The organism is Aquamicrobium sp. NLF2-7 (genome assembly GCF_022359935.1).
GTDB lineage: Bacteria > Pseudomonadota > Alphaproteobacteria > Rhizobiales > Rhizobiaceae > Mesorhizobium > Mesorhizobium lusatiense.
Genome location: NZ_JAKSED010000004.1, coordinates 23078 through 46975 on the forward strand (window position 1 = coordinate 23078; position 23898 = coordinate 46975).

Here is a 23898-nt window from a genome sequence, read left to right on the forward strand (position 1 = left end):
TGCGAGACCCTATCGAATCTGATAGGTCCACAATCACACAGGTCGCAAAGCCGTGCGATCTAACCTATTGAAATAACGCCAAGAACGCAGGTCAGCGAGTTTCGCGATTTCACTCGACAGGCAACCGTAAACTTTTGATTAACCTTAATCTCGTTGCCCGCATGCCGGAATCGTGCCATCACGTTCAAGACGGAAAGAATTCGTCTAACGCTATTAAAGCGTCTCGAACACAAGGCAAATGGCACAGTGACGGCATCGGAGCACCATATCGAGACCACTTCAGGTCGAATCTCGCGCCATGCGGATGCCCTTTCCGTTCGTCTGCGCGCAGTCGCCGAACGCGTGTTTGCACCCACCTCTGAAAAGACATTGCGGTCTTTCTCGTCCGGTGAGGTGGCCGATATCGTCGGAATTTCGGACGGATATCTCCGGCAACTCTCTCTCGACGGACTGGGGCCTAGTCCGCAGCTAGGGCCGAGCGGACGGCGGTCTTACACTCTTGAGCAGGTCAATGAGTTGCGACAGTATCTCGCTGTGGCGCGGCCGAAAGAGGCGCTCAAGTTCTGGCCTCGACGGCGCGATGGCGACAAGCTGCAAATCCTCACGGTCGCCAACTTCAAAGGCGGGTCGGCAAAAACCACCACTTCGGTTTACCTGGCCCAAGGTCTGGCTTTAGAAGGTTTGAGGGTGCTTACGATCGATCTCGATCCGCAAGCCTCGTTGTCTGCGATGTTCGGACTTCAGCCTGAGTTCGATATTGGCGAGAACGAAACGATATATGGCGCGATCCGCTACGATGAAGAGCGGGTGCCGATGAAGAATGTCGTTCGTCGAACCTATTTCGATGGGATCAGCATCGTTCCCGGCAACCTCGAACTTATGGAATTCGAACACCAGACGCCGCGGTACATGATGGCGACGCGCAGTAATCCCGAGGAGATTTTCTTCCGGCGCGTGGCAACCGCGATACGTGAGGTAGAAGACGATTTCGATGTGGTTGTAGTGGACTGCCCTCCCCAGCTTGGCTTCTTGACAATGGGCGCGCTAAACGCGGCGACCGGAATGATTGTCACGGTGCACCCTCAGATGGTGGATGTCGCCTCGATGAGCCAATTCCTTCTGATGACTTCCGATCTGGTTTCCGTCATCGAAGACGCCGGCGGAAGGCTCGACTATGAGTTTTTGCGATTTCTCATCACGCGGCACGATCCACGCGATGTTCCGGAACAAGAAATCGTGGCCCTGCTCAGGGACGTTTTTGAAAATGACGTGCTTGCTGCAACCGCGTGGAAATCGACCGCGATTGCGAACGCCGGGCTCACCAAGCAGTCGCTGTTTGAACTCACACGCGGCGCCGTGGGGCGCTCGGTCTATGATCGCGCAATAGAGTCTATCAAGGCGGTCAACGGAGAGATCACTGATCTCGTGTTCAAGGTATGGGGGCGGTCATGACGCTACGCATAAATGAGTGTTGTCCGCAGACAACAACTCCCCTGCCCTATCCTTGGATGTTGGTGCTGACCACGTCCGCTGAGATTGGGCCATGTTGTCTGCAGACAACAAAAACGCAAGCCAACGCGCTCGCCAGCTTCGAGGGGATAGCGGTTCAGCGAAGTAGGAGTGGCTGGTCATGAGCAAGCGTACGCAGTCCATCCGATCAATGTTTGCTGCCAAGGATGATGTGTCGTCTACAGACAACACGCCTCGCACGCCGCGCGTGGCGTCGGGGGCAATTCGCTCTGTTCGCGAAACGATCTCCGAAGTCGAGAAGGACTATCAGCTTCTCAAGGAGCAGCTTTCGGCAGGCGCAGTAGCCGTCGACGTCGATGCTAACTTGATCGACCCGTCGCCCTTTGCCGACCGATTTGTCGACCAGGATGAGGCTGCGTTTCAGGCGCTGGTTGAGTCTATTCGCGATCAGGGTCAGGAAGTGCCTGTGCTCTTGCGCGAACATCCTACGAGCCCCGGACGCTACCAAGCCGCTTACGGACATCGGCGGGTCAAGGCGCTTCAGAAGCTCGGACGCCCGGTCAAAGCTTTCGTAAGGGATCTCACCAACGAGAAGCTGGTACTGGCGCAGGGATTAGAAAATTCTGCCCGTGAGGATCTGACATTTATCGAGCGAGCGACCTTTGCCGTAAAGCTGGAAGACAGTGGTTTCGACCGGTCCGTTGTCCAGGTTGCTCTCGCGATTGATCGCGCCGAAGCGTCGAAACTCATAGCGGTTGCGCGCCAAATTCCTGCTCACTTCGTTGACGCTATTGGGCGCGCCCCGAAAATCGGGCGCGGCCGCTGGCAATCGTTCGCCGACGCCCTTAGCGACGAGGGGGCGTTGGAAAGGGTCAGAATCGCCGTGGCCGAGCCCGCATTTAGGAATCTAGGTTCGGATGATCGTTTCCTTGCCGTATGGCGATCAGCGACTGCAAAGCAGCCGATCTCACCGGCGGCAGAGGCGCCAGTCATAGCAAAGACGGAAACCGGTCGTGAGTTTGCTCGGCTCAAGATGTCGAGCCGAGCGTACAAGATAGAGATCGATAAGAAGGAGGACCCCAGGTTCGCCGTCTTCCTCATGGAAAAGCTACCGGATCTCTATCGCGAGTACATCAATGACAAGAAACAAGGAGAAGACTGACAGTCCATAAGCAAATCCAGGCGCAAAGAAAAAGGCCTCCGAAACGAATTCCAGAAGCCCTTCTCGATCTTTGGCGAGTTTGAGAATCGCATTTCCTGGAATCACAGTCAAGCACTCAACGCGAGACACTTGATGTTTCTGCGGCCGGATTTCTTTGCCTAACTCGAAGGTAGAGAAAAATGCAGACACACACCACAACGACGCCCTTTGGGCGGCGGCCGATGTCACTCGGCCAGATTTTAAACCAGGCTGTGGCACGCGAGATGCCGAAGGATGCTGTTGTCCAGAAGTGGCAGGTGTTCCAGCACATCCGCGAAGCGAAAGATCTCCTGGGCGCCACCGACCGATCGCTCGCGATCCTCAACGCGCTCCTGTCCTTCCATCGCGAAGGAGAGCTGTCGGCCGCCGGCGATCTGATCGTCTGGCCCTCAAACGAACTTCTCTCGGCTCGGGCAAACGGCATGCCGCCCACTACGCTACGCCGCCATCTGGCTGTGCTCGTCGACTGCGGCCTGATCATTCGTCGAGATAGCCCGAATGGGAAGAGGTATGCACGCAAAGGCCGAGGCGGGCAGATCGAACAGGCCTTTGGTTTCGATCTCTCGCCGATTGTGGCACGCGCGGAAGAGTTCGAGGAACTTGCCGCAACGGTACAGACCGAGAAAAAGGCGTTTCGCGTCGCCAAGGAGCGTTTAACGATCTTGCGCCGGGACGTCGTCAAGATGGTCGACACCGGCATCGACGAGAATGTGCCTGCGAACTGGGGCAGGGTACAGCAAGCCTATCAGGCGATCATTGGACGCCTCCCCAGGACGGCGCCGCGGCAATTGCTCGAGGCTGTTTGCGACGAGATGCAGGAGCTTTGGACTGAGGTCCGTGACGTATTGGAATCCTTTGCGAAATCACAGAATCCGGACGCCAATGAGTCCCATTCTGGTCGTCATATACAGAATTCAAACACAGAACCTACCCTTGAATCTGAACAGACCGTTCGAGAAAAGAATGAAGTGGGCGGCAGCGCCGCGGACACTCATAACGTCCGGAGCCTGCCGAGGCGAGATCTCCCACTGGGAATCGTGTTGGATGCTTGCCCGGATCTGCACGAGTTGGCGAAGGGGGGCGCGATCCGAAACTGGCGCGAGCTGATGGCAACAACGGAAACCGCCCGGCCAATGCTGGGGATTAGTCCCAGCGCGTGGGCCGAAGCGCTGCAGGTGTTGGGTGAGCGCGACGCCGCCATCACTTTGGCTTCGATTTACCAGAGAAGCGGCCAAATCAACAACGCCGGTGGCTATCTGCGTAGCCTGACGCAACGGGCGCGCGACGGGAAGTTCTCAACCTGGCCCATGGTGATGGCGTTGCTGCGGGCAAAGCTCGATGAAGGCAAATTGGCGCGCTCGGCCGAACGGGAAATGGAAGCGACAAATGCCGGCGAAGGCGGGGGCAGCGGCGCGGCGCTTCAGGTGTCAGCGGCGCTCCTGCGGAGCCTTGGAAAGGATGGTGGAAAGTGAGCCTGGCTACACAGATGGGCCATTACAGCCGCGGAAGGCGCAAGGGTGTTAGCGGTTGCGCCTTCCCCTCCAATCGCCAATATAAGCGAGTGAATGAACCAGAACCTCGGCTAGGGAGCTGATCATGTACTCTTTTCTGGCACGCACGCTTCGTTTCTCGCCGAAACCACTAACCTGGGCGGAAAGTCTGCTCATGGTGGCCTATGTCGTTGCCAGCGTCCTAGTTGCGGCGAAAGTGCAGGAGCTCTTCTTCGGGCAAGAGTTCTCCCAGGTGCCTTACACGATCGCCTTCGCTGCTTTGATCACTTTCTTGCCGTATGTTGGGTACCGGACGATCTGTGCGGTCAGGCATATGCGTGAGGTCCAGCGGGAAACGAATCATCGAGACTGATCCGCTACAGCGCTCAAACGAAGTCCGCCGTATGGTAGGCGGCTGGGGAATATGGGCGTCGTCAATTCGATGAAGGAAAGACCCTTGCGGGAACTCCGGGAAATCCGTATATTACGGAATAAAGGAGAGTCCGATGACGTCTACAGTGACTGCTGCTGAGGTATCCAAGAACTTCGGTGCCTACCAGGACGCTGCCGTTCGGGATCCTGTTATCATCACCAAGAATGGCCGGCCCAGGACGGTGTTGATGGCCTATGAGGATTTTGTCCGCTTGTCGAAGCGGGATCGCCGCGTTCAGCTGACGAATGAACTGAGCGCAGCCGAGATCGCTGAAGTCGAACATTCGACAATGGCGCCTGGCCACGAGCATCTGGACGACGAGCTCGTGACGCATGCTGCCGACTGAAATCAAAGTCGGTTACATCTTCCGCTATTCCTACCTTTGGCAGTGGCAGCATCTTCAAGGACGTGAAGAGGGCGACAAGGATCGCCCGTGCCTGGTGTTGGCCATCGTCACGGCGGAGGAAGACGGCTCGCCGGTCGTCCGGGTACTGCCGGTAACACACACTGCGCCTGATGATCCCGGAGGCGCCGTCGAAATCCCGCAGCCAGTGAAGAGCAGGTTGGGACTGGATGATGATCGTTCGTGGATCATACTGACCGAAAGCAACCGCTTTGTCTGGCCCGGCCCGGACATTCGGCCGGTCACTACCGAGACCGGCTACTATGGCGCAATTCCCCCGGCGTTGTTCGAAAAGGTGAAGCGCAGGTTCGTTGAGCTTGCCCGGGAGAGGAATCACACCAGCGTGGGCCGCACAGCGTAAGCAAAATTGGTCTGCTGCCGATCCCGCACCGCGCGTTCGATAGGGGAGGGGGCTTTAGAGTCCCGAAGCCTTGGTGAGGTTTGTCCGGAATCGATCGCGCCGGCGCTGATATTTGCGCGTCATCTCCGCCGACGCATGGCCGAGCTGCTTCTGGACGTAACGTTCCTCAATCTCGGCCGAGGAGGCGAGGCCCGCGCGCAGTGAGTGCCCGGCGAACAGCAATACCCGCTCTTCTTCCGGAAGGTCGGAACGGACACCGGCGGCCAGCACCGTCTGTTTGACCAGGCGGGCGACATGCTTGCTGGACAGCCGCTCGACGTCGACCGTCTTGTTGTCCTTGAAGATGCGGCGGAACAGGGGGCCACGCGCGATGCGGCCGAAACGGATCCAGGTCTCGAGGGCCGCGACCGGGCAGGTCTGGTCGGAGGCGCCGCGGCCGACCTCAACCTCGCGCCAGCCGGTCTTGCCACGCAAGGTCACCAGCACCCCCTGATCGCGATAGATCTCGATCCAACCGGCGCCGTCGCTGTTATCGTCACGGACGACATCGAGGCCGGCGATCTCCGAGCGCCGCAGTCCCCCGGCGAAACCAAGCAGCAGGATGGCTCGATCGCGCAGGCCCCTCAGATCGTGCCCGAGGGTGGCGACCATGGCCTTGACGTCGTCGCCGAGCACGGCCTCCTTCTGCCGCGGCGGCCTGGCGTGCTTGCGGCGGATGCCGGCGAGCACCGTGGCGATGTGCCGGTCGTCGCGGTCCATGGGTTGGCCGCGCTGGGTGAAATTCCAGGCAAGGCCGGAGAGACGCCGCTCGATCGTCGAAACCGAGAGGGCAGGGCGGCCGTGTTTCGGATCGCCGGCCGCGCAGGCGCTGATATAGAGGCCGATGACCTGGGTCGAGGGCGGCATAGCCTCAAAGCCCTCGCGGCGGCACCACGAGGTAAAATGCCGCCAGTCGCCGGCATAAGCTTCGCGGGTGTTTTCCGAACTGGCCGCCTTGGCATAGGCGGTTGCCGTCTCGATGAGCGCTTCCAGGCGCGCTGGCGGCGGCGCGGAGCCCATTTCCATGATGAGATCGACGACGTCGGGGAGATCGTCGGCACTTGAAACGTCGATCTTGGACGTGTTTTCCGGGGGATTTGCCATGGTTTTGCAGCCTATCAGAATACGTCCAATAAGGCAAGATTATCGGACATAAAACGAGATCGACAGGCGCGGCGGTTAATGGCAACTAATGCAGATAAAACCGCCGCGACATGTTAGGCTTTTGCATGGCCAAATCACCGCGAAAAGCGATTCCCACACCGCCTTCCTATCCACCCGTGCCGGCGGCGCTGCGTCTGCGCGCTCTGCCGGAAGGCCCGGCCGACGCCGGTTTTGCAGCTGGCGCGGCGCTCGCCAGCCTGCACGCCATGGCCATCGACGAACACCCGATCGGAAGTCTGTGGCGCGATCGCCTGGCGCTCACCAACGCCGCTGCCCTGATGGGCTTCCTCGGCCGCGCGGAAGACGAGGCCGCGCTCCGGGACGCGGTCAAGCTGACGCGGCCGGGCGACGATCCCGGTCCGGGCGGCAAAGTGCTGCTGGCGTGGCGCCGGCTGGTCGAGCGCCGCACGCAGCTCGCCGACGACTGGTGGCTGTCGGCATCGGCGGTGCTGCAGCTGTCGGTGGATGAACCGCTGAACAACGTCTATGCGGTTGCCGAACGCCTGGCCAAGGGGGAGGGGAATCCAATAGCCGCCGCGGCCGAGATCGTCGCGGTGACGATGAAGTTCCGACCCGATGCTGAATTTCTCGCGCTGTGGTTGGCGGATGCGATGATCGCGGCGCGCCTCAAATGGCCGCGCCCCGTACCGCTGCTCGCCAGTCAGATCAGGCGCAAGGATCTGCGCGATGCTCCAATCCATCTCGAGGGCGACGGGCGATGGCTGATAACTTGCGCGACTGCCTATGCGCGTGCCGCGGCGCGAGCCTCGGATCTCCATGCTGAGCTTTGCCGGAAAGCTGTCCGCCTGCTGGAAGTAGCGCCGAGGTTGCGCACGAAACATGCCGATACGGTCCTGCTTGTGCTGCTGATGGAGGATGCACAGACCGCGCGCTCGGCCACCGACGCCATCAGCGAGCGCTCCGCCCGCCGGCTGTTCGAACGCCTCGAGGCGCTCGGCGCCGTACGCGAGCTCACCGGCCGTTCCACCTTCCGGCTTTACGGGCTCTGACCATGGCGCGGGCGCCAAAGCAGCCGGAGATATTTGACGCTGAGCTCGACCATTTGCCGGCGGATCTGCGCTGGCGCGAATGGATGGGCCGGGTCGAGGCGGTGATTTTTGCCGCGTCCGAGCCGGTGACGCGCGACGTGCTGGCCCGGGTCGTCGGCAAATCCTGTAGTCTCGATCTGATCATTGACGACATCCGCGAGGAATTGCGCGGCCGTCCCTATGAGCTGGTGTCGGTCGCCGGCGGCTGGCACCATCGGACGCGTCTGGCCTTTGGTGACGCGATCCGGGCCGCCGTTGGGATCAGCGATGCCGCGGTCGCACTGTCGGAGGCCGAATCCTTGGTTCTGACCGCCATCGCTTATTACCAGCCGATCACCCGGGCCGAGCTCTCGACCTTCTTCGGGCGTGAGATCTCGCGCGATCTGATCGGCCGCCTGCGCAGCGTCGGCTTCATCGCCTCTGGTCCACGCAGTCCCCAGCCAGGTGCACCCTATACCTATGTGACGACGAAAGAATTTCTGTCGCAGTTCGGCATGAACAGTCTGCGCGATCTGCCGGACATGGAGGCGCTCGAGGACGCCGGCCTGCTCAGCAAGGAGAAGCTGCTTGCCGGTGACATACCGGTCGCGGGCACCGATCCCGACCCAGACACCAATTTGTTGGATGACGCTGCCGAGGAAATCTGACCTTTTCTCTTCACCCACGCGGTGCCCGGAGCCAACGTTTTAAGAACAGGTATTGTCGGGCATTCTGCAGCGTCGGATATCGACCGCGACCATCATCGCGGAGGCACCCTCAAATGTACCCATAATGGTCATGGCTGCACCTGCTTCGCCGCATCACGTATGCGTTTGATGGCGTCGCTAAGATCATTCCCTCCAGTCAATCGCAGGATCTCGGCGACATAGGCTTTTGTCAGCGGTGTTTCGATGCCGGCCTCTACAGCAGCCTTGAGGTAAGAAATGCCGTCGCTCCCATCGCCCAGCTCTTTTGCGCTGGCCATTGCCATCTCGGCAAGGTCGATCGCTGTCGGAAAGGCGATGGTCGCGCCGATGCGGGTGTAGAATACGGTTGCTACGCCTTCGAAATCTATCAGGTGCTCGATGATGATCGAGTTGGGCGTCGTCTGCCTCGGTGGCGTATAGCTTTTGGTCGAACCAACTTTGTGCAGTTCCCTTCGATAAAGACGGTCGACCGCCTCTTTGGCATCGAGCTCGACCACAAGTATCTCGGCTTTCACGGGGCAGCCCAGTTCGCTAGGGACCAGCGTTGGCGCCCCCTTTCTTGTTCGACTCTGCCGCGCGAACTCCACGGGAAACGGTGTTTGACAGACAATGCGCGAGGTAATGAAGGGCTCGAGTTCGTCACCAGGGTCGCCGATCAGCGATCCATATGCCAATATGCCGACCGTCCCAACCATGCTTGAATCCCCCAGTTCACGATTGCCGACCTTGATTTGTGGCAATCTGCCGTCTATATATACGGCAAGTTGCCAATAACAACAAGGAGGCTGCCATGTCGGTTGCTATTGTCGAGGAAGTCGTACGAAAGCTCGGCGGTCAGAGCGTGCTAGGTCAGGTCGTGCGGTCACAAGCTGACTTGGCACTGGCGGTTCGCAACAGGCTCCCACTCTCGGCCCTCCGGGGGCTTAGCCAGGCCGGAATGACTGAGCGGGAAATTGAGACATTTGTGATCCCGCAACGCACTCGCCGTCACCGCGCGGACAAGCAGCAGCCATTGACCGTGGATGAGTCGGATCGCACTGTCCGGTTCTTGCGCGTCCAGTCTCTGGCCGAGCAGGTCTTCGGTGATCAGGAAAAGGCGAACCGCTGGCTTCGTCGACCGCTCCTTGAACTCGGCAGTGAGACGCCAATCGTGGTGGCACAGACCGAAGCCGGTGCGCGCGTGATCGAGACCATCCTCGGCAAGATCGCCTGGGGCGCCGCCGCCTGATGTTGCTCTGGCGTCTGTCAGGCAAACAGTATGCTCGGGCACTCGACGGCGGTTATGGTCTTCATTTTGACGGACGCTGGAACACCGTCGGCCATGCGGTCACCTACTGTGCTACTTCTCCCGCCCTCTGCGTTCTCGAGAAGCTCGTCCATGTCGAGGATCCGGCGCTCCTGCCGGAATTCGTCATGGTCACATATGAGCTGCCGGACACGGTGACGATAGAAAGCCTTGAACTGTCGGATCTACCGCCGGACTGGCGTCGTTATGAGGCTTGGAGTCAGGAAAGGGGAGACGAATGGCATGAAGGGCGCTCCAGTCTTTTGTTGCGTGTGCCTTCGGTCATTGTGCCTGTCGCCAATTCCCCGGACGCAAATGTGCTGATAAATCATGGCCATCCGGCTGCAGCCGACATCCGGGTCGTCGGCCAGGAAGCCTTTTCGCTCGATCCCCGACTATTTTGAGCGCGTTAAACGCCTCTTCCAAATAGGCCGACCGTAATCGCCTATTACCAGTCAATCACACACGCGAAGCTCTCGACCTCCGTCGGGAGCGAGATTTCGTACAAGCGCCCCTCGCCGCGCGCGAAGTCACTTCTTCGGTTTCATCTGCGGACGCGCCGCCTCCGCCGCGTCACCCTCCGCCTTTAGATCGGCGATCAAGGTTTCAAGTTCAATGATATGTGCGGTGAATTCGTGGGGAGCCGGTACTGCGACCGTATCAGCAGCCGGATTGTCGTGACTGTGGGTGTTCGCCCTGGTCATGCCCTCATGGAAACGGATGGCCAATTCGTCTGACAAACGGACGTAACGAAGCAACTGGGTTTGAACGACGTCTACGCCGCGCCGGACAATGTCACGGAAAATCACCTCCTCGACGACGCGTTCATAGGTGTCGCGCAACCGGCCATATAGGTTCTTAACCTCTATCTCGTAGTCGGCTGGGCTCGCAGCATGAATCTTGGCCAGCGGCACTGCGTCGTTCTTTATCCGCCCAATTCGCTTAGCGACATTCAATCCCTTCCAGACCATACCGGCGTCATCTACCTTGCCGGCGGCAACCTTGTCGCTGAAAAGGGCAACGGTGACAGGCTCAATGCCTACTGCGTCCGCGGTCCGAGAGAGTTCATTGAAGAAAATGATGTCGTGGGTAAACACAATGACCTGTCGCTTCGTTGCCTCCTCCGCTATCCGCTCGGCCACTTTGGAGCTTCTGTTGCGATCGAGGGAGGACACCGGATCGTCGATCACGATTGGGCCCGAGCCATCGGTCAGGGCGACCTCAGTCAAGAATCCAGCCAAGGCCAGGGCGCGTTGTTCGCCTTCGCTCAGGATCTCCGATGTCACCTTCGTCAGCTTCGTTTTGGGATCAACCTCGAATTCCGCCTTCGTCTGACCGCTCTTGCGCGCCAGCCCGACATTCAGGTGTGTAATATCGAAACGTGCACGCTCGTTGTCGAAGCGGGTGATCACAGCGGTCGTGAGATGCGTGTCCAGCAGCTCGTTGGCGCGCTGCGTGATTCCTCTCGTCTGGACGTCACCAAGAGCCTTCGCATATGCATCGTCTAGGACGAGCAAATCGCGACGGGTAACGAGTTTCGACTTGTTCGCGGCCAGCGTCTTGCAGTCTTCGAGATTTGCTTTTTCTGAGGCGAGCTTGGCGCGCTCTTCGGTGTTACCGGCCTGCGCCAGCCCTTCCTTCTCGGTTTTCAGCTTGAGTGCGAACGCCTTCACCTTCTCCGTCGAGATGACTATCGGGGGGACCGCATCGCTCTCCTCGCCGCGCAGCCGAGCGAGCGCGATGCTGCGGCGCTTCACGGCCGATGCCTGAAAAGTCGAGAGTGTGTCAGCCAATGCTGCATCACGTTTTCGTACCTGCTCGAGGCGATCCGCAAAGTCCGCTGCGCGAAGGCAGGTCAGTTCGTCTATTTTCGCGAGCGCGTCCAAGGCTGCCTGCTCCGCCGTCATCGCAGCGGCATCAAGCGTGTCGTCCATGAACTTTTGAAAGCGCTGCATCCGACTTGCACCATCCGGCAGCAGTGGCTGCTGGCACAACACACAAGCTGCCGCGCCGTCATCGGCCACCAATATGGGAAAGGTCTGTCCCGTGTAGGCTTCCTTCACGGAGTAATCTCTTGCCGCAGCCCAGAGTGCCCGCCAGGTGTCACTGCCGACACCCGGGAGCGGCTCGTCGGTGAATAATTCGCCCGCAGCAAGTGTGGCCGCCTGACGCGCCGCAACCGAAGCTGCGCGAAGGTTTGCAAGCCTCTCCAATGCAGTGTCGATGAACGCAGTTCCGACGACCTCGCACTCCACCACAAGGGAATCTACCCATTTCGAAAGCGCGTTTACGTCGGCGGCGGCCGCTACGCCGGCAGACAAGGCGGCCGTAATCTCGTCGAGGCGTTGTTGATCCCCTTCGCTGAATGCCGCGGCCGCATCGATCTGGGCGTCGGTCGTGGATTTGCTCAGGGCCTTATCGAATTGCTGGGCTGTGGTCTCGCGCTGGGGGGAGAACGCGATTGTCGTCAGGCTGACCTTGTCGCCGACTTCCGCAGCGCGTTCACTCTCCAGCTTCTCTTTCAAGCCCAGACAAACGGAATTGAGGCGATGAGGCAGAGCGAGCCCAAATGGCAGGAAACGTATCTGGTTTCCGCCATCGACATAGAGTTGTGCGGACGCGGTATCGAAGACGGCAACTTGCATGAGTTGCGGCGATGCGTTTGCTCCCGGCGACCACGGGATCGTGGTGTCGCCGGTGCCAGCGTCGATCACGATCTCGGCCGTCTGTGGGCCGGCCACATCCCCATAGACGTCGGCCAAAACCTTAAGCTTCGCCGGATTTTCGACGCGGGTTCTGCAGGCAGTTCGCAGGATCCGCACAAAGCCGCTCTTTCCGCTTCCGTTTCGGCCATACACTATTGTCAAAGCTTTCGGGCAAAACGTCAGTGACGCATTTGCCGTCAACCGATTCACATTCTGGACGTTCGCGATGCCCTTCAGGATGATCGGCTGGTGCTTTCCCCCGCCAAAATGAGCCTTCGTGAACGGGACAGCTTTCGGCGCCGCGACGGAAAGCTTGAATCCGGCCGCTGATTTGACCATTGTAAGCAATTCACTGACATCAGCCTCGGTCAGGTCGTTGCTGGTGGCGAGGCGTCTTAAAGCGTCCTGCTTCCAGGGAGAGAGCTTGTTTGACCATTCCAGAACGTCGTCGATCGGCTCCCCAGCCATAGTCTTCCCCCCAAACGCGATTCTTTATTCTTCCTGCTAATACTCTGATTGCATCTACACAACTCAATATCATGCCTGTCACTCTACATGTAAACGCCAGTTACAAGATGTACTCGCCCTAAGCAATTTCATGAATTTTCACTGTCGGCACAACTTGCGCAGCAATCTCGCATAGATGCCGATGATGGGTCAGGTAAACCACCTGTCCGACTTGAGCCATTTGTCCGAACAGTCGTAACACCTCCTCGGAGCGCGGCTCGTCGAAGGTTTCCATGATGTCGTCCGCGATGAAGGGAACCGAGGGGCGCGCCGTCGCGAACTCCTCGTAGCCGGCCAGGCGCAGCGCCAAGTATAGCTGGAACTGGGTACCCTTGGACATCTCGACCGCCAGCTTGGAGCCTCCATGCCGCGACAGGCCGATCAGAGCTTCGCGATCCTTGTCGGGCCGGGTGGCAAGGCCGGTATATTCGTTGCGGGTGATCAGCCGGAACGCTTCGGATGCCCGGTTCATCATCGCGCTGCGGTGTTTATCGCGATAGGCGCGAATGCCGTGCTCAGCGACGAGGCTTCCGCTTTTGAGGCGAAGATAGCGCAGCGCCAGGTCCTCGATTTCCAGAAGCGATGTACGCCGGGCCGCCTCAAGGCGGGCAGCGGCATCATCGCCGTCGATGGCGGTCAAGCGATCAGCAGCACGCGCTCTGTCCGCGAAAAGGTTCTTTGATCGGCCGTCGAGATCTTCAATTCGCGTGATGAGCTCGGCCTGTTCCCGCTGCAGTTCTGCCAAATCGACATCAACAAGGTCGGCCATGGCAGCCTCCAGCGATAGCAGTTGCATGTCGCCAACAATCTGCCGTTCGAGCCTGCCCTGATACTCGACCAGTTCGTCTCTTTTCCGGCAGCGTTCGAGAGCTTGCCGAACATCCGCAAGGGTGTCGGTCTGGAAGAAGTCGGTCAGTTCCTTCCTGTGTGCGGCATGGACCGTGATATCATCGTCAAGCCGCTCACGTTCGGTCGCGAGTTCGACAAGGGTCTGGTCCCGTTCCAGCCGCTTCGCTTCGACCCGTTTTGCTTCCTCACGCCGTCGGAGCATGGCCTTGGCGGCGTCAAGCGGAGCGCTGCCGTCGAATGTGTCACCGAGAGCGTCATGCAGCAGGGCAACGGATTCAACGAAAGACTTCCGGTCGACCTCCATGGAGTCGATGCGATGAAGCAGATCATCCTTCTCGCGTAGGGCTTCCGGCAGGCCGGCGAGCGCGTCGAGAAGCTCACGGACGGCGCCGACATTTCCTTCTCCGTTGAACCAGGTGTTTTCGAGAGCGGCCGACCAATCTGTCAGCCACACATCGGATGCAGCGATGGCTTCGTCGAGCTCCGTCTTCCGTCGAGCTGCGGCAGTTTCCAGTTCACTGACGCGCTTTTGGGCGTCCTGCCGTTTCATCTGCATCGCAGCATGGTCCGCAAGGATGGTGTCGGCGGCCTGCATCAGAGCCGCCACGTCCAGACCATCGACATCAATCCCGACGCTGATCAGGGTCGCCAGAAGCGTATCCTGCCCCCTTGCGAGCGTAGCTTTGGCGTCTTCGGCGTCAGTCAAGGCCTGGCGCAGATCATCCCATGCGGTCAGCGCCGAGGTACGGGCTTCAGCCCATCGGTTGATCCTTGTCAGCCATGACGCGACGGACGCATCATCATCCAGATCGATTTCCGGTGGCGTTTCGGTTCTGATCTCGCCTCGCAATGTCTGGAGTTCGTCGTCAACGTCCCGCAGCAACTGACGTTGCCGGTCGAAGCTTGCCCTATTTACTGCCAGCCCGGCGGTCAGGGAGCGCAATTCCTCGAGTTGCCTGGCGCTATTCAGACGCGCGGCCGCAGCTGCGTCGGTCGCTCGCATGCGGATATCAAAGCGATCAGCCGTTTCCCGGTCGAGCACCGACAGGTGCTGTGCCCAGGCGTCATCTCGTTCCAGAAGGGCGGCCTTCGCCTCCTCATCATCCATGATGTCGATCGTGTCGCGGAGTGTAGCCAAACGTGCGGTATCTTCTTCCTGCTTCGTCGAGAGCTCTCGATCACGCTCTGCGATTTGCGAGCGACGCTTCTCCAATTCGCTGTAAGTCAACCTCCAGGATTCGACGCGATCAGTAGCGGGCGGCGAGATGCGCCGGAGAGCGTCACCGTCACCGGCCCATGGGTGCATTTCAATCGCGGTATCATCGAAGGCTTGGCGTTTTGCTGGGACAGCCCGCTCGGCAAGTCTGAGTTCGGCAACAAGGTTGCCGTCGCGCAAGCGGCGCAGCACCGACTGAAGCTGGGCTATCTTGCCAGCATCGATCGGGGCGCCCTGGCCATCGAGCGCCTGCCTGTCGCGCTGCTCTTTCTCAACAGCCTGCCGGGCCGTCTCATGCTCTCTTTCGGCAGATTGCCGTGCGACGTCGACGCCGGACTTCGCGCTGATCAGATCACGCAGAGTCCCGATCGTCGCCGCCGGTATCAGCAGTGATTTCGGATCTTCGATATCTGCCTGACCGAGAGTTGCCAGGATGAGATCGATCTTGCGGTCCGATTCCGACAACGCCTGCTTTCGCTTCGGCAGATCTTCCTGGGCGGTCGCATAGCGTGCGGCTGCTTCCGTCAGCTGATCGAGCTTGTCCTCCATCTCAAGCAGACTATCCTCGACTACGAGGCTTTCGAGATCCTTCCGGATCTTCTGCTCGCGCTGCTTAATACTCGACAGCTCAGTTTGCAGACGCGTCTCTTCGACAATCAGGTCGGGAAGTGCGGATGCCCACTCGGCAGGCGGATGGGGGAGGTCCGCATATTCGGAAAGCTGCTCCTCTCCTCGACGGTATTCAGCCGCCAAAGGGTGAGCCCGCAGGACGCGTGTGATCTCGTTGTGACGGGCCTTTGCCGTCCCGATCTCCTTCATGACGGAATCATAGGCGGCTTCAGCTTGCTTGAGCGCGGACGTCAGCGTTCTGTAAGCAGAGGCCTGGACGTCGATATCATCACGCTGCGATTTGAGATCCGCGATCTGGCGCTTGAGGGCGGCGATCTTGGTCGAGCTGGCGCGCTTCCGAAAAATGCCATCAGCCTCAGTGATTGCCGCCTCAAGAATGGAACTGATGCCGGCGAGGCCGGCGCTTGCCGAAAACAACAGCTCCCCCAGATCGCCCTTGCTCTCCAGAATGGCGTTGCCGCCATCTTCCAGCGTCTGATCGTCGAGAGAAAACATCATTCGATAAGAGTCGCGTGTCAGCCCGGCGAGTGGGACGCTCAGCAAGGCCTCGTTCACCGGCTGACCTCGCTCGTTCAGTAGGGAATTGCTGCGCTGCTTGACGCGCTTGAATTCATGCACCTGCCCGTCAAATTCGAGGCATGCGCCGATTTCCATCGCCTTGCCCTGATGCAGGAAGCCGTACTTCGTCCGCTCCTCGATTCCGAACAGCAGGTCGAGATAGGCTGACAGCGAGGTGGATTTGCCCGCCTCATTCAGTCCGTAGACGATGTGCAGATCCGGGGTGCCAGCGACGTGCTCCCCGAAATCGATCGAATAATCGGTGAATTTACCGTAGCGGGTGAGATCGAGCCGGCGCAGGCGCATCAGTTGATCTCCGACGCTTCCGGCTTCAGCCGTGCCAGCATGTCCTCGCTGCCCTCCGTCAACAGATGGTCGACCAGGGCTTCGAACGCGGCCTCGTCATCTCCGCTGAAACCGCGCGCATCCGGTGGCAAGTCATCGCGCAGGTCCTTGACCAAATCACGCACGGCCTCACGAACACCATGCTGGTGAATGATGTCGCTGCGTATCAATTCGCCGAGTTCCAGGACCGGGTCGGCGGAAGCTCCTCCAACAGGTGTGCCGGTCGGCGCCGTGGTCGCGATCTCGATCTTTTCGATCCAGGTCTTGCCCAGACCCTCGGCGCGTTGCTCGGTCTCCGCCAGCAGCAGATCGTGGTCACGCCGCAGTTGCCACGACAGAGGCGTCGCACCCGTCAATCGAAGGCGGCCAACAAGATGGGGCGAGCGTGTCCCGTCGCGTGCGGCACCGATGCTTTGCTCGATGAGTTCGGCCGCCTCTCGCCAGGTTGTGGCAGATGAAAGGTCGACGGGAATACGTTCGAATTGGGCAACGCTCGTCGCGCGCTCTTCTATCGTGAGACTGCGGTCGTCATTGACCGTGACGAGGGTGACGGTCTTCTCGCCAGCCTCGTTGATATCGCGCCCTTGCGGCATGCCGGGCATGATCACCATTCGTTCGCCGGTATGTTGGGAGCGAACATGGACGTGCCCCAGGGCCCAGTAGTCGAAGCCCCAGCCATGAAGGTCGGATGCCTTGCAGGGTGCATACAGGTCGTGGCCGGCTGCTCCCGCCAGGCTCGTATGCATGATGCCGATATTGACACAGTCGGGAGTGGGGCGGTGATATTTTCCCAGCAGGCTTTCCGGGGCATGAGTATTGGCGAAACTCAGTCCGTGAACGGAAATGGCGAGGTCGCCTCGGGAAAGATTGATCGCCTCGGCACGCCCGCTGTATTTTGTGACCGATGGCGGCAAGATGAGTTCATGGGTGATCCGCGACATAGCGTCGTGATTGCCGCGGATGATGAAGGTCGCAATGTCGGCTTCATGAAGCCGCTGCATCTCACTTGCCAGGAACCGGGCGGTCTTCATCGACGTCTGATCGCCATCGTATAGATCGCCGGCGATGATCAGTGCATCGACCTGTTCATCGATGCAGAGATCGACAATGGCGATCAGGGCCTGGCGCGTCGCGTCGCCAACCAGCTCGGCGAGATCACCATTGCGCATTGCCAGCGAGCGCAATGGGGAATCCAGGTGAAGATCAGCTGTGTGAATAAATCGAAAGGGCATGGGACGGTATGTGGCTTCAGGACGCGTTAATCGGCGATAGTCTATCTTATCTTCGCCATTGCCAAGCGTTTGGAGTACGATCGCGGTTTGGTCCCGTACTTGTCCACGCTCTAAACATGTTCCGCGCTCCTGGCGGATGAATACTTGTGCATCCGACAATTGTCCGGCGGATATTATGGATGAGGTAATGTCTTGCGGCTGGCAGGGGAAGATTCTTTGTGACGAAAGTCGTGCCCCTGCTATAAAGTATGAAAAAGCTGGTCGCCGTAGGGGGGGAAGGGCGTCTTGGAATGGCTTATCATTATTGTAGGGCTGGTTGTCTGGCTCATTTACAGGGGCGCAAAGGCTGGTAAGCTTAAAGAGCAAGGACGTTCTCAGCGTGCTGCTCCGTCAGTTCAATCTGATCGTGGAGAGGCGTATCGAACTGGACCATGGAGCAGCGCGAGACAGAGCTTTCAATCAAGCCCGCGCTCGAGGAACAGTTCGCCTGCCCGGTGGGTGCAGTCTGGTGAGAGCGTAGTTGTTGGGGGCTTTTCGCTCACGGATGGCTTGTTCTACCTCGGCGGTCTCCTTCCCGGACAGAGCAACGGGTCGTGTGGCAACTGTGTTGTAGACCCCGAAGCGAGAGTTGCGTCGGGAGGCGAAGACCGCGAAGGGCGCACGATTCCCTATTGGCCATCGTATCAGTCGATCTCGCCCGTTGCCCGCAGAACCTATTTGTCGTGGCTGGCAGCTGGGCGGGACGATCCCTCGATCGGGATCGGCTACGTGTTTCTGTACTTCTACGGCATCGAGCGGAGGATGTTCGTAGACCAAGCGTCGCATGATGCGCCGGTTCTCATCGCGGAGGTGCGCCGGCTTCTCGATATTTATGGCAGCAACGGATCGTTCAGGGGCTACGCATCGAAATTCCTCGATGCCGCCGAACTGGTTCAGGGTCCCGAAATCTATCGTCCGCCGCTACGGGCGGATCTGCGAAACGGATACGAAATTCCTCTTTCCGTCCGGCTTCACTTGGGGAGGAAGCTCGCAGCGAAGCAGCCGCTCGACGGCACCGACGCACTGCTGTGGCTGCTGTCCCTTCCCGACACCAATCTCCGTACCCCGGCGACTCGCTGCTTCGAGGAGTTGGCCGAACTTTGGGCTTCCCGGTTCACAGCCCGCTACCCTGCCGGTCTGAAGGTGAACGCGCCGAAGACCCGGCTCAAGCTCGACTACCGCGCCGCGAGCGGTGGGTTCGAATGCCGCATCGACATGAGCGACGGGACCGGGCCTCTGCCGGACATCGCGGCGGTCTCTGCACCGTTGGACAGCCTCCGGGACATGCTGAACGCCTGCACGGAAGAACTGGCCCCGTACAGCCGTCTCCTTGGCAGGAACCCCAACGCCAAAGGCACCATCGAAGCGACCTTCCTTCTGCCTCCGGAACTGCTCGCATCGCCAACAGCAATGGGAACAGCGCTTCTAACGAAGATCGAGCAGATATTTGGCGACCGCAAAGTCGCCGGTGTCCGGGTCACCCAACTCGCGAAAGCCCTCTCGCTCGACGTCGAGCCTAGTGGAAAGTTGCCCTCCGGACTGTGCAATCAGATCGGGGCCTTCCTTGATCGGATCGACATCGGGATGGAACCGGACCGGAGATACGGCTCGCGAAACCTCGAAGCTGACGGATATGTCCTGCTCTTCAGGGCACCTGGAGGTGCCAAAGTCGACGGAGATGCCCCGGCATATGTGGCTGCGAAGGCCATGGTGGACGTCGCGGTGCTTGCGGCTGCTGCCGACGGCAACATCGAGGCGCCCGAGTACGAGTCCATCAAGACCGAAATCCGCGCCATGCCGGATCTGGGCGGGATCGAACGTGCCCGTCTGATCGCATACGCGAGCACCCTTCTGAAGGATGTCCCCGGTCAGCAGGGCGCCCTCAATAAGATGAAGAAGCTCGCCCGGCCCGTTAAGGAGGCGGTCGTGAGGTCAGCAACGGCTGCGATCCTCGCCGACGGTCATGCTGGTCCGGACGAGGTGAAGTTTCTCGAGCGGCTGTATCGGACGCTGGGATTCCCGATCGAAGGCGTATACGCCACGCTTCACCGGGGCTCGGTCGTGATCGATGAACCGGTGGCGGTCGCGGCCGAACAGCGCGCACCGGGCGTTCGTATTCCGCCACCCCCGATTGAGGCTGGTCCAGCCACAGGGGTGAAGATAGACCACGCGCGTCTTGAGCGGCTCCGGTCAGAAACCGCGGCCGTGTCGGAGCTGTTGGCTAGCATTTTCGTCGAAGAAGCGCCTGCGTCCATACCAGAGCCGACGGTTCTTGCACCAGTTGGGGAAAGGCCCGTGCGGTTTCCGGGACTGGATGCCGCCCATGCCGCCTTGCTCGACCGACTGCAAAAGAGCGAGGGCATGGATCGTTCGGAACTGGATAATTTCGCCAGGGACCTCCGGCTGTTGCCTGACGGGGCGATCGAACGGATAAATGACTGGGGCTTCGATCGATTTGATGAGGTCCTGATCGAAGAAGACGAGCGGGTGACGATACCAGATCATCTCCGTGAGGCATTGCGAGAGGCAGAAGCAGCAGAATGACCAAGGCCGCTCCCATCAAGCCCCGCGACCGTGACGTCATCCTCCAGGCGCTGGCAGCCGGAGTGGTGCCGCGAACTGGGTTGAGACACGTGCAAGTCGGCCGGGCGGACGAGGTAGGTGCACTCGTCAGGGACATTGATCGCCTCGCCGATGGGGGATCAGCGATCCGGTTCGTCATAGGTGAGTACGGCGCCGGGAAGACCTTCTTTCTGAACCTAGTCCGACTTATCGCTCTTGAGCGGAAGTGTGTCACCATTCACGCGGACCTCGCTCCCGACCGCCGCATCCACGCGTCTGCGGGACAGGCGAGGGGCCTTTATGCTGAGGCGGTTCGTAACATGGCGACCCGGACCAAGCCGGACGGCGGGGCACTGGCAAGCGTCGTCGAGCGTTTCGTCACGGACTGCATGAACGAGGCCAGTCAGAAGGCGCGGCCCGTGGAGGCTGTGATCGATGAGCGGCTGGCGCACCTGCAGGAACATGTCGGCGGCTACGACTACGCGACCGTGCTGAAGGCCTACTGGCGGGGAAGCGAAGAGGGCGACGAAGTTCTCAAGGCAGCGGCGCTCAGATGGTTGCGCGGCGAGTTTTCTACCAAGACGGAGGCGCGCCAGTCGTTAGGAGTGCGTAACATCATTGATGACGACGGCGTCTACGACGCCCTCAAGCTCCTCGCGGCCTTTGTGAAGCTCGCCGGTTATTCCGGCCTGCTGGTCGTCTTCGACGAAATGGTGAACCTGTACAAACTTCAGAGCAGCCAGGCCCGGAACCAGAATTTCGAGCAGATCCTGCGGATGCTGAACGACGTGTTGCAGGGCAATTTCGGGGGGATCGGATTCGTTTTTGGCGGCACGCCCGAGTTCCTCATGGACACGCGCCGCGGGCTGTACAGCTATGCGGCGCTTCAGTCCCGTCTTTCCGAGAATGCCTTCGCGCAGGGCGGGCTGATTGATCTTTCCGGCCCGGTTCTCCGGCTTCAGAGCCTCACACCTGAAGACCTGATGATCCTCCTGTCGAACATCCGACTTGTCTTCGCATCCGGCGACCCTGCTGCTCATCTTGTGCCCGATGAAGCGCTTCCCGCCTTCATGGACCACTGCAACCGCCACGTCGGCGAAGCATACTTCCGGACTCCCCGGAACACGATCAAGGCGTTTGTTCAGTTTCTGGCGGTTATCGAGCAGAATCCGGGCACGCAGTGGCACGATCTCATCGCGCGAGTAGAAATAGCTCCTGATGCCGAGGCTGGCGGGCAGGGGGATGCAGAACAGACGGGTGACGGCGGAGACGACGAACTTGCCTCAATCCGGCTCTGAGATGTCCGGATTCGACAGGCTGCACCCTGAAATCCGGCGCTGGATATGGGAGCAGAAGTGGGAAGAACTGCGGGACGTCCAGGATCGCGCGATCTCCGCAGTCCTCGACACCGAAGCGGACGTTCTGATCGCTGCCTCGACAGCTGCGGGCAAGACCGAGGCGGCGTTCCTTCCCGTGCTTACGAAGGTCGCCGATCGAAAGGGCCGAGGTTTCTCGGTCTTGTACGTCAGCCCGCTCAAGGCCCTGATCAACGACCAGTTCCGGCGGCTGGATCAACTGGCCGAGCGACTGGAGATCGATACTGTCCGCTGGCACGGCGACGCGCCGCAATCGGCAAAACAACGCGCGCGACGTGATCCGCGCGGAGTGGTCCTGATCACCCCCGAATCCATAGAGGCCATGCTGATCCGTCGGCCTGGGGACGCGAAGGCCATGCTGGGGTCGCTGGACTTCATCGTCATCGATGAGCTGCACGCCTTCCTCAAGGGTCCTCGGGGGCTCCATCTGGCGAGCCTCCTACGGCGTATCGATGGACTGTCTGGCACGCCCGCGCGACGGATCGGCCTGTCGGCAACCATAGGCGACCTTGCCGTCGCCGCCCGCTGGCTCAATCCCGGTCAGCCGGATAACGTGAGGGTGGTGGAGTCGTTAGCGGACTCCCCGGAACTCAGGCTGCAGGTCAGGGCATATAGCGACCCCGAAGGGGTCGAGGATGCCGACGGGCTTGAGGCCGAAGAGCGGCAGGTCGCGCTGGACCTGATTGCCGATCACATGTTCTCGGTGCTCAGGGGGGCGAACAATCTGGTGTTCGCGGGCTCGCGAAAGCGGGTAGAGGCGCTGGCGGACCGTCTTCGCACGAGATCGGAAAATGCTTCGGTTCCGAACGAATTCTATCCCCATCACGGCAGCCTCTCCAAGGAGCTTCGCGAAGAACTGGAAGACCGATTGAAGAAGGGCGACCTGCCGACGACGGGCGTCGCGACCACGACGCTGGAACTGGGCATCGACATCGGGTCGATAAAGTCGGTGGCGCAGGTGGGTGCGCCGCGATCGCTTTCCTCCCTGCGACAGCGCCTTGGCCGAAGCGGCAGAAGACGCGGGGTTCCCGCCGTTCTCAGGATTTACGTGCGGGAGCACCTTCTTAGCAAAGGGTCCGACCCGGTAGACCATCTGCGCCTTGAGACCGTTCGAGCAGTTGCGGCCGTTCGCCTTCTGGTAGAGCGTTTCGTCGAGCCGCCATCGATCGATGCGGCGATCGCCACCGTTGCGCTGCATCAGACCCTTTCGGTGATCGCGCAGGAAGGCGGAGCGAGGGCCGGCGCACTCTATCAGGTCCTCTGCTCGTCCGGCCCGCTGTCGGCGCTGACGAAAGCCGATTACGCCCAACTCCTCCGCGGGATGGCCTCCATGGAACACCGGCTTGTCGAGCAAGCTCCCGACGGGACAATCATGTTGGGCGAACAGGGCGAAAAGCTCACCGCTTCACGTGACTTCTACGCCATATTCTCGACCGATGAAGAGTGGCGCCTGGTGTCGGCAGGACGCACGCTCGGCACCATTCCGATCTCCAACCCGGTTGGCGTCGGTGTCGTCATTGCCTTTGCGGGACAGCGCTGGCGGATCGAGACAGTGGATGACCGTGGGAAGGTCCTCGAAGTCGTGCATCACCGCTCCGGGAAAATTCCCAAGTTCGATAACGTCATGAACGAGCCCGTCCACGATAGGCTCTCGGCAGAGATGAGAGCAGTCCTGCAGGACACGTCGCTTCCCAGCTTCCTGGACCATGCGGCGAGGGAGTATCTTTCAGAGGGCCGGGTGGCGTTCAGACAACTCGGTCTTGATTCCGGGAGCCTGGTTTCCGCTGGGAAGGACACGCATGTCTTTACATGGCACGGCACCGACGTGAACGCAGTGCTCGGGTTCGCCTTCGGGTCGGCTGGGCTCGACTGCGCGATCCTCGACGTGGGCGTGACTGTCTTGGATACCCAGCCGGACGTAGTGCTGGCGATCATGAAACAGACCGTGGAGAGACCGCCTGATATCGATTCGGTCGCCGAGTTCGTCGAGAGCCTTCAGTCTGCGAAGTTTGATGAAATGGTGCCGGACACCCTCCTGCGACGACTTTGGGCAAAAGGCAGACAGGGCGTTTCTGACCGAATGGTAAATGTAGTTCGGGAGATAGTGCAAGAAGGGCGACTGCGTCATCGGTTGCCTTGATCGTCCTTTCGACGGGGCCGAAGCCATCACCGTCTGCGTCATGCACATGGGTCGGTTCCTCCCCCGGCGCGTAATAGAGCGGACATTAGCTTCGGCTGTTACAGCCGTCCTGAGGGCGGGACCGGCACGCGCTTTGGAAGGTTCCTCCGCCTGTATTC

The 23898-nt window shown here is 60.1% G+C and carries 18 protein-coding genes; 13 read left to right on the forward strand and 5 right to left on the reverse strand.

Annotated features, from left to right (window positions below):
- The first annotated feature begins 246 nt into the window (after positions 1–246).
- The 6 genes from repA to MIC97_RS20340 all read left to right on the forward strand — a co-directional run bounded on the left by repA (position 247) and on the right by MIC97_RS20340 (position 5358).
- Positions 247–1452, forward strand: coding sequence for a plasmid partitioning protein RepA (repA, locus tag MIC97_RS20315; RefSeq protein ID WP_239801785.1), 1206 nt, complete (start codon positions 247–249; stop codon positions 1450–1452).
- 178 nt (positions 1453–1630) lie between these two features.
- Entirely contained in the window at positions 1631–2632 is a 1002-nt protein-coding gene (gene repB / locus MIC97_RS20320) for a plasmid partitioning protein RepB (protein ID WP_239801786.1), read from the forward strand.
- A 179-nt stretch (positions 2633–2811) separates the two neighbouring features.
- A complete protein-coding gene (repC, locus tag MIC97_RS20325; protein ID WP_239801787.1) occupies positions 2812–4143 on the forward strand; it encodes a plasmid replication protein RepC in 1332 nt (443 codons plus the stop codon).
- Between the two features lie 124 nt (positions 4144–4267).
- Entirely contained in the window at positions 4268–4534 is a 267-nt protein-coding gene (locus MIC97_RS20330) for a hypothetical protein (RefSeq protein WP_239801788.1), read from the forward strand.
- A gap of 133 nt (positions 4535–4667) precedes the next feature.
- Positions 4668–4940: a type II toxin-antitoxin system Phd/YefM family antitoxin gene (locus MIC97_RS20335; RefSeq protein WP_239801789.1), complete on the forward strand. Its 273-nt coding sequence runs from the start codon at positions 4668–4670 to the stop codon at positions 4938–4940.
- The gene (locus MIC97_RS20340; RefSeq protein WP_239801790.1) at positions 4927–5358 is read left to right on the forward strand and encodes a plasmid maintenance toxin (PemK-like); all 432 of its coding nucleotides are present in this window, start codon (positions 4927–4929) and stop codon (positions 5356–5358) included. Before MIC97_RS20335 ends, MIC97_RS20340 begins: the two co-directional genes overlap by 14 nt.
- Positions 5359–5412: 54 nt before the next feature.
- On the opposite strand, the gene MIC97_RS20345 is transcribed toward MIC97_RS20340, so the two are convergent.
- On the reverse strand, positions 5413–6501 hold the full coding sequence (locus tag MIC97_RS20345) for a tyrosine-type recombinase/integrase (RefSeq protein ID WP_239801791.1): 1089 nt from the start codon (positions 6499–6501) through the stop codon (positions 5413–5415).
- Positions 6502–6626: 125 nt separating this feature from the next.
- Between MIC97_RS20345 and MIC97_RS20350 the strand changes: the two genes are divergently transcribed.
- Complete coding sequence (locus MIC97_RS20350; RefSeq protein WP_239801792.1) at positions 6627–7571, forward strand: DUF1403 family protein; 945 nt, start codon at positions 6627–6629, stop codon at positions 7569–7571.
- A 2-nt stretch (positions 7572–7573) separates the two neighbouring features.
- Complete coding sequence (locus tag MIC97_RS20355; protein WP_239801793.1) at positions 7574–8257, forward strand: SMC-Scp complex subunit ScpB; 684 nt, start codon at positions 7574–7576, stop codon at positions 8255–8257.
- A 128-nt stretch (positions 8258–8385) separates the two neighbouring features.
- On the opposite strand, the gene MIC97_RS20360 is transcribed toward MIC97_RS20355, so the two are convergent.
- Positions 8386–9036, reverse strand: coding sequence for a hypothetical protein (locus MIC97_RS20360; RefSeq protein WP_239801794.1), 651 nt, complete (start codon positions 9034–9036; stop codon positions 8386–8388).
- Between the two features lie 50 nt (positions 9037–9086).
- On the opposite strand from MIC97_RS20360, the gene MIC97_RS20365 reads away from it, so the two are divergent.
- Positions 9087–9524: an antitoxin Xre/MbcA/ParS toxin-binding domain-containing protein gene (locus MIC97_RS20365; RefSeq protein ID WP_239801795.1), complete on the forward strand. Its 438-nt coding sequence runs from the start codon at positions 9087–9089 to the stop codon at positions 9522–9524.
- Positions 9524–9985 carry an RES family NAD+ phosphorylase gene (locus MIC97_RS20370; protein ID WP_239801796.1) on the forward strand — a complete coding sequence of 154 codons (462 nt, stop codon included), beginning with the start codon at positions 9524–9526 and terminating at the stop codon, positions 9983–9985. The genes MIC97_RS20365 and MIC97_RS20370 overlap by 1 nt, the downstream gene beginning before the upstream one ends.
- A 126-nt stretch (positions 9986–10111) precedes the next feature.
- On the opposite strand, the gene MIC97_RS20375 is transcribed toward MIC97_RS20370, so the two are convergent.
- From MIC97_RS20375 to MIC97_RS20385, 3 genes are all read right to left on the reverse strand, one after another.
- Positions 10112–12754 (reverse strand): AAA family ATPase, encoded by a 2643-nt coding sequence (locus tag MIC97_RS20375; protein WP_239801797.1) that lies wholly within the window; start codon positions 12752–12754, stop codon positions 10112–10114.
- Positions 12755–12872: 118 nt separating this feature from the next.
- On the reverse strand, positions 12873–16352 hold the full coding sequence (locus MIC97_RS20380) for an AAA family ATPase (protein WP_239801798.1): 3480 nt from the start codon (positions 16350–16352) through the stop codon (positions 12873–12875).
- Positions 16352–17623 (reverse strand): DNA repair exonuclease, encoded by a 1272-nt coding sequence (locus MIC97_RS20385; protein ID WP_239801799.1) that lies wholly within the window; start codon positions 17621–17623, stop codon positions 16352–16354. Before MIC97_RS20385 ends, MIC97_RS20380 begins: the two co-directional genes overlap by 1 nt.
- A gap of 498 nt (positions 17624–18121) precedes the next feature.
- Here MIC97_RS20385 and MIC97_RS20390 point away from each other — a divergent pair, with 498 nt between their 5' ends.
- The 3 genes from MIC97_RS20390 to MIC97_RS20400 are packed head-to-tail and all read left to right on the forward strand — an operon-like array spanning position 18122 to position 23740.
- Positions 18122–20206 carry a TerB N-terminal domain-containing protein gene (locus MIC97_RS20390; protein ID WP_239801800.1) on the forward strand — a complete coding sequence of 695 codons (2085 nt, stop codon included), beginning with the start codon at positions 18122–18124 and terminating at the stop codon, positions 20204–20206.
- A complete protein-coding gene (locus MIC97_RS20395) occupies positions 20203–21522 on the forward strand; it encodes an ATP-binding protein (protein WP_239801801.1) in 1320 nt (439 codons plus the stop codon). Before MIC97_RS20390 ends, MIC97_RS20395 begins: the two co-directional genes overlap by 4 nt.
- Before the next feature lies 1 nt (position 21523).
- Entirely contained in the window at positions 21524–23740 is a 2217-nt protein-coding gene (locus tag MIC97_RS20400) for a DEAD/DEAH box helicase (protein WP_239801802.1), read from the forward strand.
- Positions 23741–23898: the final 158 nt, after the last annotated feature.